Origin of the sequence: Acetobacter sp. A11-2, from assembly GCF_040208445.1 — a bacterium.
Taxonomy (GTDB): domain Bacteria; phylum Pseudomonadota; class Alphaproteobacteria; order Acetobacterales; family Acetobacteraceae; genus Acetobacter; species Acetobacter oryzoeni.
In genome coordinates, this window is the sequence record NZ_CP157843.1 from 1,422,999 (window position 1) to 1,435,186 (window position 12,188).

Annotated in this window: 15 protein-coding genes; 8 read left to right on the forward strand and 7 right to left on the reverse strand. The window is 56.6% G+C overall.

All coding sequences use genetic code 11. The features are described from left to right. The first annotated feature begins 87 nt into the window (after positions 1-87). Positions 88-3,273, forward strand: coding sequence for an AsmA-like C-terminal region-containing protein (locus tag ABNV41_RS06810; protein WP_196332635.1), 3,186 nt, complete (start codon positions 88-90; stop codon positions 3,271-3,273). A gap of 29 nt (positions 3,274-3,302) precedes the next feature. On the opposite strand, the gene ABNV41_RS06815 is transcribed toward ABNV41_RS06810, so the two are convergent. The 4 genes from ABNV41_RS06815 to aat form a co-directional block, all read right to left on the reverse strand. Beyond that, the gene (locus ABNV41_RS06815) at positions 3,303-3,854 is read right to left on the reverse strand and encodes a hypothetical protein (protein WP_050819547.1); all 552 of its coding nucleotides are present in this window, start codon (positions 3,852-3,854) and stop codon (positions 3,303-3,305) included. Between the two features lie 46 nt (positions 3,855-3,900). Then, positions 3,901-4,530: a hypothetical protein gene (locus ABNV41_RS06820; RefSeq protein ID WP_349935076.1), complete on the reverse strand. Its 630-nt coding sequence runs from the start codon at positions 4,528-4,530 to the stop codon at positions 3,901-3,903. A gap of 1 nt (position 4,531) precedes the next feature. Further along, entirely contained in the window at positions 4,532-5,347 is an 816-nt protein-coding gene (locus ABNV41_RS06825; RefSeq protein ID WP_196332540.1) for a DUF4412 domain-containing protein, read from the reverse strand. Between the two features lie 93 nt (positions 5,348-5,440). Continuing rightward, a complete protein-coding gene (gene aat / locus ABNV41_RS06830; protein ID WP_050820373.1) occupies positions 5,441-6,082 on the reverse strand; it encodes a leucyl/phenylalanyl-tRNA--protein transferase in 642 nt (213 codons plus the stop codon). 177 nt (positions 6,083-6,259) lie between these two features. Here aat and ABNV41_RS06835 point away from each other — a divergent pair, with 177 nt between their 5' ends. Next, positions 6,260-7,234, forward strand: coding sequence for a D-glycerate dehydrogenase (locus ABNV41_RS06835; protein WP_349935078.1), 975 nt, complete (start codon positions 6,260-6,262; stop codon positions 7,232-7,234). 15 nt (positions 7,235-7,249) lie between these two features. Beyond that, positions 7,250-7,426, forward strand: a complete 177-nt coding sequence (locus ABNV41_RS06840; protein WP_196332539.1) for a hypothetical protein — start codon at positions 7,250-7,252, stop codon at positions 7,424-7,426. Positions 7,427-7,495: 69 nt separating this feature from the next. Here the strand turns inward: ABNV41_RS06840 and ABNV41_RS06845 are convergent, their stop codons facing one another. After that, positions 7,496-8,353, reverse strand: coding sequence for an EcsC family protein (locus tag ABNV41_RS06845; protein ID WP_050819543.1), 858 nt, complete (start codon positions 8,351-8,353; stop codon positions 7,496-7,498). 226 nt (positions 8,354-8,579) lie between these two features. On the opposite strand from ABNV41_RS06845, the gene ABNV41_RS06850 reads away from it, so the two are divergent. Together ABNV41_RS06850 and ABNV41_RS06855 are read left to right on the forward strand one after the other, a co-directional pair. Next, positions 8,580-9,257 (forward strand): hypothetical protein, encoded by a 678-nt coding sequence (locus tag ABNV41_RS06850; RefSeq protein ID WP_087651406.1) that lies wholly within the window; start codon positions 8,580-8,582, stop codon positions 9,255-9,257. A gap of 115 nt (positions 9,258-9,372) precedes the next feature. Then, positions 9,373-9,708, forward strand: a complete 336-nt coding sequence (locus ABNV41_RS06855; protein ID WP_003622634.1) for a TIGR01244 family sulfur transferase — start codon at positions 9,373-9,375, stop codon at positions 9,706-9,708. 108 nt (positions 9,709-9,816) lie between these two features. On the opposite strand, the gene ABNV41_RS06860 is transcribed toward ABNV41_RS06855, so the two are convergent. Next, entirely contained in the window at positions 9,817-10,236 is a 420-nt protein-coding gene (locus ABNV41_RS06860; RefSeq protein ID WP_050819541.1) for an EVE domain-containing protein, read from the reverse strand. A gap of 2 nt (positions 10,237-10,238) precedes the next feature. Then, a complete protein-coding gene (locus ABNV41_RS06865; RefSeq protein WP_003622630.1) occupies positions 10,239-10,532 on the reverse strand; it encodes a YciI family protein in 294 nt (97 codons plus the stop codon). 171 nt (positions 10,533-10,703) lie between these two features. Between ABNV41_RS06865 and ABNV41_RS06870 the strand changes: the two genes are divergently transcribed. Genes ABNV41_RS06870 through ccmE form a run of 3 tightly spaced genes read left to right on the forward strand, consistent with a single transcriptional unit; the run spans position 10,704 to position 12,162 of the window. Continuing rightward, positions 10,704-11,477, forward strand: coding sequence for a heme ABC transporter permease (locus ABNV41_RS06870; protein ID WP_006116085.1), 774 nt, complete (start codon positions 10,704-10,706; stop codon positions 11,475-11,477). Next, complete coding sequence (locus ABNV41_RS06875) at positions 11,474-11,635, forward strand: hypothetical protein (RefSeq protein ID WP_003622625.1); 162 nt, start codon at positions 11,474-11,476, stop codon at positions 11,633-11,635. Before ABNV41_RS06870 ends, ABNV41_RS06875 begins: the two co-directional genes overlap by 4 nt. Next, complete coding sequence (ccmE, locus tag ABNV41_RS06880) at positions 11,632-12,162, forward strand: cytochrome c maturation protein CcmE (protein WP_050819540.1); 531 nt, start codon at positions 11,632-11,634, stop codon at positions 12,160-12,162. The genes ABNV41_RS06875 and ccmE overlap by 4 nt, the downstream gene beginning before the upstream one ends. Positions 12,163-12,188 lie beyond the last annotated feature (26 nt).

A 12,188-nucleotide genomic window follows, 5' to 3' on the forward strand; every position in this document is an offset into this window, starting at 1 on the left:
CTTGCTGCGTTGACTTCCAACGGTCAAGACACCACGCGCCCACGGCGCACAAAAACCCGGCGATTTCTGGTCTATGGTGCCTATGCCATGGTTGGGCTGCCGCTTGTGGGTACAGCCTTGCTGTTTGCGCGTATGGCGCTGGGGCCAGTAAATGTTACGCCGCTGGTGCGCCCCTTTTTGCCTGTTACCGTTATTTCTGGCGGCAAAAAGCAGCCTCCTGTTGCCACATTGGGGCTTAGCCGCGCTTATCTGGAATGGAACGGTATGCGCGATGGCCTTACATCGCCGCTCATGCTTGTTCTGCAGGATATTGCGGTTAAAGGGCCGGACCGCACAGTTGTTGATACCGTGCATGAGGCCCACGTTACGCTGGATACGCTGGCCTTGGTGCACGGCGGCATTGCCCTGCGCGCAGTGGAATTGGAAGGCGTAAACCTTGCCCTCCGCCGCGGCAAAAACGGGGCTGTGGGGTTTGATTTTGATACCCCGCCTTCTGCTGGGGCAAGTGATAGCGGAAGCGTAGATACCGCCGGGCTGGACCGTGCCGTTATCTCCCACGCCATTGTGCGCATGAATGACCAGCTGACTGGCACGCACTGGGTGGCTTCTCCGCTGGATGCCACGCTGCATATGGCCTTGGCCCAAGGCAAAAAGGGCCTGACAGGTGCCGTGCAATTTGCCGTAACGGGGGAAGAAAACCCTGATTGCCATATAGAGGTAAAAGCCAACAGCCTGCCAGATTCAGATGGCAAGGGCATTACGTGGCATCTGGCAACCAATGCCGTTAAGCCTTCCAGCTTTTCCCATATCTCGCATGATCTGCAACACATCAGAACGCCTATAGCGGTCACGTCTGATGTCAATTTCCTGCCTGCGCCGGGTTCGGATTGGCTGATGCCGGGAGCGATGGACCTGCATGCAGATGCACAAAGCGGCAAGGTAACCGCCGCCGGGGCGCGTTACTTTTTAAACGGTGGTTCTGCCAATATTACCCTACGGCTGGACCATCTTAAAGATGGCAGCACACCTGCGCATATTATTGTCCATAACATTACCGCAAACCTGCGCAATCCAGACCTTCCGGAAGATGAATCCAGAGGGCTTAATCTGGCCGTATCCGGGCAAGTGGATGCCACGGATCTGGTAAACCCCACCACCGTTTCCGGGCAGGTTACTGCCGATATTCCGCAGGTGTACTTTCCTGATCTGGTTTATTACTGGCCAGACAAGGCGGCCAAGGGCGGCAAAAAGTGGGTAACCAAAAACATTACAGATGGTGTGGCCTACAACCTGCACACCGTTGTTTCCCTATCCAGCAAAACGGGCTGGAATGGTGTGGATGTCAGCAACATTGCTGGCGGGCTGGATGCCAAGGGGCTGACCATCCACTGGCTGCGGCCCATTTCTCCGCTTCGGGGTATGGATGCCCATATGGATGTGGATGGTCTGGACAAGCTGAGCATCAAGTTTGACCACGGCTATCAGCTTGTTGACCGTGCTGGCAAAAATGTGGGCCAAAATGGCACGGGCCGCATTGCCGCAGGCCCCGGCAGCATGGACATTGTGGGCCTGACCAAAAAAGACCAGACCGGCATTATCAACACGCAGCTGGATGGCAAGTTGCAGGATGTTATGGCCCTTCTGGCCGAACCACGCCTGCATCTGCTTGCCCGCCACCCGCTGGATATTCGTAACCCGCGCGGGCGCGCCAAACTTCAGCTCATGCTCAGCCTGCCCTTGAAAGACGATGTCAGCATTGATGACATGGAAATTAAGGGCCATGCCGATATTACACAGGCATCGCTTGATAATGTGGTGGCTGGGCGTGGTGTCAGACGTGCTGATATCAAGCTGGATGCCACGGCAGATGGCCTCTCCCTTGCCGGGCATGGCGTATTAGGTGGCCTGCCCTCCAATATCTCCTATTCAACAGATTTCCGGCAGGTGCCGCCCACCGGGCTGTTAGAACAGGCGCATCTGACATCCCGCATCACGCCGCAAACGGCAACAGCCGCTGGTTTTGCAACGGGAGACCACTTTGGTGGTTCGGCTGATGCTGTGGTGGATTATCGCCAGTATGGGGATCACCATGGGCTGGTGGATATCAACCTCAACCTCAAGAACTCCCAAATCCGTATTCCACTGTGGCACAAGGCACCGGGCCGTGCAGCGCAGGCCAATGCCACGCTGGGGCTAAAGAATGGCCAGATTGTTGCGGTAGATCGTATTCTGGCCACTGGGCCGGATCTGGATGTGCGCGGCAAAGCCCGCCTGCGCCCCAACCATGCACCCCAACTGATTATATCTTCCTTCCGCGTAGCCAATTCCACCGGCCACGCCATGTTGGAACTGCCGCAAAAAGGTGTAACGGGTTCGGTCATTCATGTTGGCGTATATGCAGACATGCTGGACCTTTCTCCCTTGGTGACGGGTGATCCATCAGACCCCAAACCCGCACAGCCCGCCAGCACTGGCTACCATGTGCCAGAGGCTGCAACAGGCAAACTGCACGGCCCGCCGGGAACAGCATGGGCGATTGACCTGACAGCCAACACACTGCGCTACAACCCGGAAAAGCCCTCCTTAAAAGCTGTCAAAGCCTATTTTGAGGATAACGGTCAGCGGCTGGAAAAAATGTACTTTGCCATGCACGGGCCAACCCCCGTTAGCATGACACTTACCCCCAAAGGTGCGGGGCGAGACCTGCGCGTTTCCATCCCGGACATGGGCGCATTTTTGTCTGACTTTAACATTCTGCCAGATATTGAAGGTGGCCATGCCGTTCTTAGCGGATCTTTTGATGATACGGAGGCCTCTGCCCCGTTTAATGGCCGCATAACCGTTACGCCATTTGTGCTCAAAAAAGCCCCAACGGCCTTGCGTATGGCACGGAATATCTCGTTTTACGGTTGGCTGGCAGCGCACAAGACATCAGAATTCATGGTGACACACCTTGTGCTGCCCGTAACATTCAAAGATGGCGTGCTGAATATTCACGATGGCAGAACCGGCAACAATGCGCTGGGCGCAACGCTTGAAGGCGATGTAAATCTGGATAAGAACAGCATAGATTTACGCGGCACTGTGGTGCCTATTTTTGCCATTAACAAACTACCCGGAAAGCTGCCGGGCATTGGCTGGATGTTCAGCCCGGAAAAAGATGGCGGGCTTGTTGCCGTAACGTTTGGCGTGGCTGGGCAGATGAACAACCCGTCCCTGCACGTAAACCCCTATTCCATCTTCCTGCCCGGGGCGCTGCGCCGGATTTTTTAACCCGGAGGCAGCCCCTTTAGAAGACTGCGTTATTTATCATCAATAGCAGGGTCTTCTCCATCCGCATTGGGGGGAAGATCAGCCGCCCCTTCCATCAGGGATACGGCATCTGTCAGCGGGCTGTGCACTGTAGCGGTAATACCCCCTGCCCGCACGATATCGCGAAAAGATGTGCCTTCATCATCAAACGCGGTGTCCAGACCATTGCCGCTGACTTCCCCCACTGCATGAAACACCACGCCAGATTGTGGCTGCACGGGGGAAACCAGCCAGCGCCGCGTGTGCGAGATAACGGAGGAGGCATCTGCATCCATACATGGCTGCATATGGGTAAGGGTTACGGTTTCGGTGGTAACCAGCGCCTCATTTTCTTCCCCACCTTTGCGGCCACCGGCTTTGGTTTGTGCTGTAAACACGGTGCCGGATGCCACCACCTGCATGGCTTGTGGGGGCTGCGCAATATCTGCGCGCAAACATACGGAAACCGTGCCGGAACTTCCATCATCCGCCAGCGCAAACACAGGCAGGCTTACCCCAGCTAAAAACAGATAAAAAAGTGCAAAGCTGGGGCGGATTTTCATGGCGACGTTCTCTTTTTCCGTTTTCTGCCGCCCGAAACATCAAACCTTATGGGTGTGCAGGGGCTTCCCGCTTCAGCCCGGACGGAATGGCAAACACGTTATCTGGCTGGGTGGCTCGGCTTACACTCAGCGCGCGCACCGTAACCTGCCCCTGCTGTGCAACCTGCAAAAGCAGGCCGTCTGGCGTATAGCATGCATCTGTTGGGTGCCCATCGGCATCCGTTGTGCGCCATAATGTGCACTGTTCACCCGCCACAACGGAATTCCCCAATCGTGCATAGGTGCCAGCCGCTGCGGGCTGCCCTGGAGGAGTAATCTGCTGTGGGCCGGGCACGGGCATGACACTGGCGCGCTTGCGTGCGGTATCCACCACCGTAAGGGTGTGATCTGTCCATGATGTAATCATGAACACATCAGAATTCTGCGGGTCCAGCCGCTGGCGTAGGGAACTGACCTGCCAGCGCATACGCTGCTGGGTGTGGGCATCACCTTGGGCGGAGTTGAGCTCATACAACACATCTGCATCAACAGATGGCGTTACCACTGGTGCATCCGCCGGGGCTATCTGTGTTGGCTCTGGTGTTTGGGGCTGTATCTGGGCGTGGGCGACTGTGCCGGACGCAGCAGTTGCCAACAGCACAAACCCCACACCTGCAAACAAACGTTTTGCAACCATCTTACGGGGTTCCTTCCGTGCCATTTGTAGCTGGGGCAGATATCATCGGCCCTACGCCAGAGGGTGCCGCAGGCTGTGCTGGTGCAGCACCTGCCGAACCTCCATTGTTCTTGTTACCACTATGTGGGTTAACTTCCTGAAAGCCTGCAGGTGGCTGAAACACGCTGTCTGGCACAGGCTCGTAAGATACCTTCATGGCGCGGATACGGCCATTCAGCCCATCCACATCAATACCGGTTTGGGAAAGAATAAAACCATCATCCGTGACGCAGGCCGTGGCCTGCCCTTGGGCAGATTGTGCCGCCCAGACGGTGCAAGGTTGCCCGGCCACAACATCACTCCCCTTGCGCGTAAACTGCATGGACAGATCAAGCAAAAACGGATTGCGGATACCTTCCTGCTGCACAAGGCGGGTATAGATGTGCCGGTCATTCAAAATCACCAGCACCTCCTGCGAGGCACGGTTGATAATCACGGCCCCGCGGCTTTCATCTCCTTCCATGCTTGTCATGTAGTTGATGCGCATAAGCCCACCATCACCAGAGAACATGACCTGCACATGGCGCGTTGGCACGGGTGTGTCCGGCTTGGCGCCGTTTTGCAAATCCTGCGCTGTGGGCTGGGGCTGAAAGCTGTAATCAATAATGGCATCACGCGCGGGCGTTAAACGCGGATGGTCCAGCGCAACCTGTGCCCGTGCCTGCCCGGAAAACACCGTGCCCACAACAGGCACCGCCGCCCCCAGAACACCCATCAGGCAAAAAAAACGCATACGACCATACAGGCGTGTGCTCATGATATCATCCATTCCAGTCATTCAAATTACGGGCCCGCGCGTGGCTATTTACCTTGGGCGCAAGCAACATGCTGCAACACTAGGGCATGCCACGGGCCGGAATATGGCAGTTACTTACATGTTTCGGATTTCTGCTGCCAGCACATCAGGCGGAATATTCTCCTGCCAGCGCGGCTGCATGCTTACGGCCTTTTCCAGCATGGCTTTATATTCGGCTGCCGGTATTTCCTCACCCCCAAAGCGGGCAAGGTGTTCGGTGCCAAATTGTGTGTCCAGCACAACAAACCCGCACAGGCGCAAGCGTGCCACCAAATGCACCAAGGCCACCTTGGAGGCATCTGTTGTGCGGCTGAACATGCTTTCCCCAAAAAAGGCACCGCCAAGGGCTACGCCATACAGGCCGCCCACAAGTTCACCGTTCTGCCAGCATTCCACACTGTGGCTAAAACCCATGTCATGCAAGGCACAGAACAGGCGGTAGATCTCACCATTTATCCATGTGGTTTCTCGCCCCGGTGCAGGGGCTGCGCAAGCGCGCATAACGGCAGGAAAATCCCGATCCACACACACGTCAAACTGGCCAGACAACACGGTGCGGCGCAAACGGCGCGGGAGATGAAAACCATCCAGCGGCAAAATACCGCGCGGGTCCGGATCATACCATCGCAGGGTAGTATCCGCTGCATCAGATGCCATAGGGAACAGCCCCGCCGCATATGCACCCAGCATGATCTGGGGGGTAAGTTCCTGTGTCATCTGCTGCGTGCTCCCTTCCTGCAACCCATCATCCCGCACGGCAAGGCAACCTCTGGCTTTGCATGCCGTTATGGAGTGTCATAGCCCATATGTTGTCTGCCCCCGCTTGATGCCACCCCGCATTGGGCACAAACTTGCGCCAGACAACCACCGACTCACCAGCCTACGGAGTTGCCTGTGAGCACAGAAGCACCTCGCCTTATCCGCTCCATCCGCCTGTTAGATGCTGCGGAAGATCGTATTAAAGCAGAATTTACAGCCCCGCCCCCGCCAGAAAGAAGCCTGAAAACACCGGCCCTTCTGGAATTAGCCAAAGAATTTCAGCCTTTTGCTGTTGTGGTTACCAATAATGCCCCGCTTAAAGGCAAGGATGTGGAAGCGCTGCCAGACTGCGTAAAACTGGTTTCTACCATAAGCGTTGGGCTGGACCATCTGGACCTTCCCGCCCTGCATGCACGCGGCATTGCGGTTTCCAACACTCCAAATGTGCTGACAGACTGTAACGCTGATTTAAGCATGATGCTGATTCTGGCCGCCTGCCGTAGGGCTGCCGAATATTATACGCTCATGAAAAACGGCTGGCATCATGGCCTTGGTATGGGCGGCATGTTGGGCCACCGTGTTACCGGCAAGCGTCTGGGCATTGTGGGCATGGGCCGCATTGGGCAGGCTGTGGCAAAGCGCGCGCGCGGCTTTGACATGACCATTCTCTACCACAACCGCAGCCGCCTTTCTGCGGCGGAAGAAGCCGGCGCCACCTATTTTGAAAAGCTGGAAGACATGCTGCCCCATTGCGATGTGCTCACCCTGCACATGCCGGGCTCACCTTCCGCGCCTCCTCTCATGAACAGCCAGACATTTTCTCTGCTGCCCAAGGGCAGTGTGTTTGTAAATGCGGCGCGCGGCTCCTTGGTAGATGAAGATGCGCTGATAGAGGCTTTGGAATCTGGGCATCTGTTTGGGGCCGGGCTGGATGTTTACCGGCAGGAACCAAACCCCAACCCACGGCTGACAGCGCTGCCCAATATCTTCATGACACCACACGCAGGCAGCGCCACCATAGAAACACGCACCGCCATGTGCATGCTGGCGCTAGACAATGTGGAGGCTCTGGCAAAAGGCCTGCCCATGCCTTCCCCCGTTACGCCATAAGGAGCCGCTTTTGCCATGAACATGCGTCTGTCTTGCCTGATTGGCATTGCGGTGTGCTTTGCCGTAATCTTTTGGGCACCGCATTACCATCTGGCGGCCGAGGTTATTGGCATCACCCTGCTTGGGTTTGCCATTCTTACCACGTTTTTGGAGGGCGAACCGCCCCGTAAGGTGCAGAAGAAATCCGCCTGACCAGCAAAAAGGCCAGCCCGTAAAGGTGCTGGCCTTTTTTGCAGCTCTCTAGCCTGCGCTCAAAATGGCTTAGGCTTCTGCTCCTCGTTCAGCCAGATCTTCACGCATGGACATGGCAGTATCACGCACAACCGGCCCATGTTCCCGCTCCAGCCGACGAATGGTGAAATGTGCACGGGCCAGCGCACGGTAATGGTTGAAGAACGCCGTGTTCAAAGAGGCCCCACACAGCGCACCTGCTACAGGCATAAGCTGGAGAGAAATTTTCTGCCCAAGCGCCAAACCGTAATGAGAGGCCACTTCGGCAATCAGCATCACAACCGGGCGGCCACGCAGCACGGCGCGGGCCGAGAAATAGCCCAGTTCGCTTTCTTCGCCTGTTCTGCTGTTAGGGAAGGCTTTAAGCGCAAACACTTCCAGGCAGGCGCGGCGGGCATCCGGGTCTGATAGGTCTTCCCCTTCCTCCCGCGCAACGCGTGCAATTTCACGCATGATTGTCAGCGTTGTAAAACCAATATCTGGGGCCAGACCAGCCAAACCGCTAAAGCCACCCACTGCGCCAGAAACAGCTACCGCGGCCTGCAAGGCCGGGCCACGCCAGCGGGCTTCTGCCATCTGGCTATCTGCAGGGCCTTTCATGCCCACAATGGCCACATCAAACGCACGCGCAATGGCTGTTTCTGCCAGCCCGCGCATTTTTTCTTCCATATTGGGGGCCATGCCCAAACCGCGCAGGCCCAAACGTGCGGCATGCCCAACGGCACCGCCCATAAGGTCTGCCAGACGCACCAGAACGCCCCGGCCAGATTCCACATCGGCCAGAGCCTGTTCCAGTTCTGCCAGTTCGTGCCCATCCAAAAGCATGGGGGCCAGGGCATTCCCTGCTGTTTTTTGTGTGCTCATCCGTGCCTCTCCTGCCTGCTGCATGCCACGCCCGTTTGTGAACGAAGCAGCGACGCACTCTGGCGCCTTATTTTTCTCTATTCCGTTGTAATCATAACAGGCACAGGGCACGAAAAACAGCACCCAGCACCTTATCCGCCCTGCATACGCGGCCCGCGCCGTTGTAAGGCTTGCATAAAGCCCTTACACACTCCAAAGCAGAAATACCGTTCTCCATCCAGGCGCACACCTTATTGCGGAGTATCCTGATATGACCGATCCTTCACCCATCCAGCGTTCTGTACGGCGCTTTCTGCGGCTGGCACCGCTGGCGGCTGTTGTTGCAACCGCAGCCTGCGCCACCCCGCAGGAACAGACATATGAAACCCGGCTGGCTGAAGCACGCACTGCACCAGATCTGTGCCAGTCTGACCGTTTCCACGTTCTGGTGGCCAAAGCATGGGAAAAGGCACATGAAGCCGGTGGTGCTGATGTTGAGGATGCCTCTCCCAACCCCAACACACCTGCGCCAGCCATACAGGTGCAGGCTTCTTCCGCCATGCCGGACGTAAGCTTCCCACCATATTCACAACGCTCTTGCCGCATGACAGTTCAATCCGGCACGGCAGCGCCTGAAACAGGCTTTTTCACGGTGGCTTACTTCATGCACAACGGAAAGGTGGATACCTCCGTGCCTCTGTGGGATTCTGATAAAGAAGTTTCCGATTACTATAACGAGCTGAAAGAAAAGATCCGCTCTGGCGTGGATATGAACAACCCCACGCTAAAAGCCTGTATGCAGCATTACCCAGCCCTGCACCCAAATAGCACAGACCCAGCCGTGCAGCAGGCCGCTATCAGCCTGCGCGCCCTATTGGTGCGCCACTGTCTGGCAGACCATGCTGCGCTGAAAAACCTGTATTCCGATATGTACTTCATTCACCGCTAAAACAGATACCCAGTGCCTACGCTTTTGGGTCTGGCTGCTTTGATCTTGCATTCAGGCCCAAAAGCCGCATTCTGCGGCTGTTCTTTTTAGCTTAGCTTTTAGGATATATAGTCTCATGCAGTATCATTCTGTTTCCCCCGATTTTGCAGTTTCCCCCCAGATTACGGTGGAAGATATTCCGCTTATTCGGGATGCTGGGTTCAAAACCATTATCTGCAACCGCCCGGATGGTGAAGAAGCCGGTCAGCCTTCTGCTGAAACCATTGGTGAAGCCGCACGCAAGGCGGGTCTTTCCTTTATTGCCATTCCGGTTTCTGCACCGCTCACGCCTTCTTCTGATGCCGTGATTGAAACGCAGGAAGCCATCAACACCCTGCCGGGCCCGATTTTTGCCTATTGCCGTTCTGGCAACCGCTCTGCTCAGGCATGGACACTGGCAACTCAGAGCTAATTTCTGCTCTGCACTGCTTGCAAAAAAGGCCGCCCTTTATGGAGCGGCCTTTTTTGTTGGTTTGTATTGACCCACAAACTACAAAATATCGTGAACACGGGCTGTGTTTCAGGTTGGCTCCTGCCACCCGCCCATGTCGCACAAAATCTGCCAGTGTTCGGCCGATACGGGGCAGACAGACAAGCGGGACTGCCGCACCAAAGCCAGATCTTCCAGCGTAGGTTCTGCCTTGATCTGCGCCAGCGTTACCGGCGTGGGCATGGGGGCTATGGCTTTTACATCCACACATACCCATTTATCGGTTTCTGCCGTTGGGTCCGGGTAGCCTTCACGCACCACTTCCACCACGCCAACAATGGCCCGCTGCACGTTGGAATGGTAGAAAAAAGCGCGGTCTCCTGCCTTCATGGCCGCCAGGTTCTTTTTAGCCTGATGGTTGCGCACGCCTGTCCATGGCTCCACGCCATTGGCCACCTGCTCATCCCAGCTAAAGGCATCTGGCTCACTTTTCACCAGCCAATAGGCCATGATTATTCGGCCATCTGGCCATCACGGAACACGGTCCGCAACGGGCGAATAATCACGCTTTCAAACAGGTTTACCTTTGCATACGGGTCTGCCGCCGCAAAACCTTCTGCCGTGGCGCGGTCTGGCGCTTCCAGCAAAACAAGGCTGCCGCAGGGGTTGCCGTTGGCATCCAACTGTGGGCCTGCAAACAGGATACCGTCTTTATGGGCTTCCAGAAATGCCAGATGCTGCGCACGTGTAGCCTTGCGCAGTTCCAGCGCGCCGGGGCGATCCGTACAGGTAATGGCAAACAGCATAATTTCCTCCGTTGTGTTGTGTGGGCAAGACGCCCATGAACAACTGCATCGTGTCAAGAGGCACGGAATGTTGTAAAAGGGGACACAGGTAGTCCTTTTCCCACTTCCGCACGGGAGGTGAAAGAGGAAGACCACAGGATTGAACCAGATACAGATGGAACGGACTGACTTTTGAGCGCCTCTCCGACCTTTGTCGCGCGTACCGGCAATTTTTTCCATCGGTATGCCAATCCCGGCCAGTTTCTTAAGCTGGGGGCACGCCTTCAGCCGTGGCTTACGTGGCCTGCCATAATCCTTACCCTTACGGGGCTGGGCTGGGGGCTGTTTTTCTCCCCCGCAGACTGGCAGCAGGGCGATTCCGTGCGCATTATGTATGTGCATGTGCCTGCCGCCATGCTGGCTTCTGCCGGATATGCCGGGTTGGCCATATGCGGCCTACTCTCCCTTGTATGGCGGCACCCGCTGGCTGATCTGGCTGCGGTGGAAATTGGCCCTGTGGGCGCTTCCATCACCGCACTGTGCCTTGCTACGGGGTCCCTTTGGGGCAAGCCCATGTGGGGCACGTGGTGGGTGTGGGATGCACGGCTGACCTCCGTTCTGGTGCTGTTTTTCCTGTATCTGGGCCATATCGCGCTTATTCGGGCATTTGATGATCCGCAGCGTGGCTATAAGGCCGCCGCCATTCTGGCCCTTGCCGGTGCGGTTGATCTGCCCATTATCAAGTTTAGCGTGCAGTGGTGGAATACCCTGCACCAGCCAGACAGCATTACCCTTACGGGCGCGCCCACTATGTCTTCTTCCATGCTGTGGCCTCTGGCTTTGTCTGCCTTGGGTATGGGGCTTGGCTTTGCTGCCATTGTTGTGGCCCGCACCCGCGCCGCCGTAATGGAAAGCCGTATTCGCGCCCTGCTGTCCTCCCCCCGCCGTAGAGGCAACGCTGCATGACCCATCTGCCTTATATTGCCGCCAGCTACGGCCTGTTTGCCATTATGGCGCTTGTGTTTTCCGTTGGCGCCGCCCTGCGCCTGAAGCGCGACCGCATCCGGCTGGCCACCCTTGAACAAAAAGCCCCCCGCAAGGCAGGAGCCGCTCCACAATCATGACCCGCAAAACCCGTCGCCTCTGGCTTGTCATTGCCTGCGTGGCGTGCCTTGGCACCGCCGCAGCTTTGATCCTGCGGGCTTTTTCTTCCGATATCGTATTTTTTGTAACACCTTCGCAGGTTATGGCCTCTCCTCCGCCTAAGGATAGAACCGTCAAGCTGGGCGGCATGGTAGTGGCTGGGTCTGTCCATCGTGAGCGCAAGGGTGAAACACCTGTTGCCACGTTTAACGTGACCGATGGTCAGGCCGCAGTAACCGTGCATTACGAAGGTATTTTGCCAGACCTGTTCCGTGAAGGCCAAAGTGTTGTGGCCATTGGCACGGTGCAGCCCTCGCATGATTTTGCCGCCACCGAAGTGCTGGCCAAGCATGATGAAACCTACATGCCCAAGGAAGTGGCCGAGGCCCTGAAAAAGGCCGGAAAGTGGGACCCACGCTTTGGCCCGCCCCCCAGTGCGGATAGCTGGAACAAAATGACGGTGCAGGATGCCCGCAAAAACACCGCCACCCAGCCTGCCACCAATTAATATACAGACCTGAAAAAGCGGGAGCC

What these genes read in the sequence shown, in the direction of transcription:
- ABNV41_RS06840 (WP_196332539.1), top strand. Translation starts at nt 7,250, where the DNA reads ATGAACATGCGTCTGTCTTGCCTGATTGGCATTGCGGTGTGCTTTGCC.
- ABNV41_RS06865 (WP_003622630.1), bottom strand. Translation starts at nt 10,532, where the DNA reads ATGCTGTTTGCCATTACCTGTACGGATCGCCCCGGCGCGCTGGAACTG.
- ABNV41_RS06810 (WP_196332635.1), top strand. Translation starts at nt 88, where the DNA reads ATGGTTGGGCTGCCGCTTGTGGGTACAGCCTTGCTGTTTGCGCGTATG.
- ABNV41_RS06860 (WP_050819541.1), bottom strand. Translation starts at nt 10,236, where the DNA reads ATGGCCTATTGGCTGGTGAAAAGTGAGCCAGATGCCTTTAGCTGGGAT.
- ABNV41_RS06815 (WP_050819547.1), bottom strand. Translation starts at nt 3,854, where the DNA reads ATGAAAATCCGCCCCAGCTTTGCACTTTTTTATCTGTTTTTAGCTGGG.
- ABNV41_RS06855 (WP_003622634.1), top strand. Translation starts at nt 9,373, where the DNA reads ATGCAGTATCATTCTGTTTCCCCCGATTTTGCAGTTTCCCCCCAGATT.
- ABNV41_RS06825 (WP_196332540.1), bottom strand. Translation starts at nt 5,347, where the DNA reads ATGACTGGAATGGATGATATCATGAGCACACGCCTGTATGGTCGTATG.
- ABNV41_RS06850 (WP_087651406.1), top strand. Translation starts at nt 8,580, where the DNA reads ATGACCGATCCTTCACCCATCCAGCGTTCTGTACGGCGCTTTCTGCGG.
- ABNV41_RS06875 (WP_003622625.1), top strand. Translation starts at nt 11,474, where the DNA reads ATGACCCATCTGCCTTATATTGCCGCCAGCTACGGCCTGTTTGCCATT.
- ABNV41_RS06845 (WP_050819543.1), bottom strand. Translation starts at nt 8,353, where the DNA reads ATGCAGCAGGCAGGAGAGGCACGGATGAGCACACAAAAAACAGCAGGG.
- aat (WP_050820373.1), bottom strand. Translation starts at nt 6,082, where the DNA reads ATGACACAGGAACTTACCCCCCAGATCATGCTGGGTGCATATGCGGCG.
- ABNV41_RS06820 (WP_349935076.1), bottom strand. Translation starts at nt 4,530, where the DNA reads ATGGTTGCAAAACGTTTGTTTGCAGGTGTGGGGTTTGTGCTGTTGGCA.
- ccmE (WP_050819540.1), top strand. Translation starts at nt 11,632, where the DNA reads ATGACCCGCAAAACCCGTCGCCTCTGGCTTGTCATTGCCTGCGTGGCG.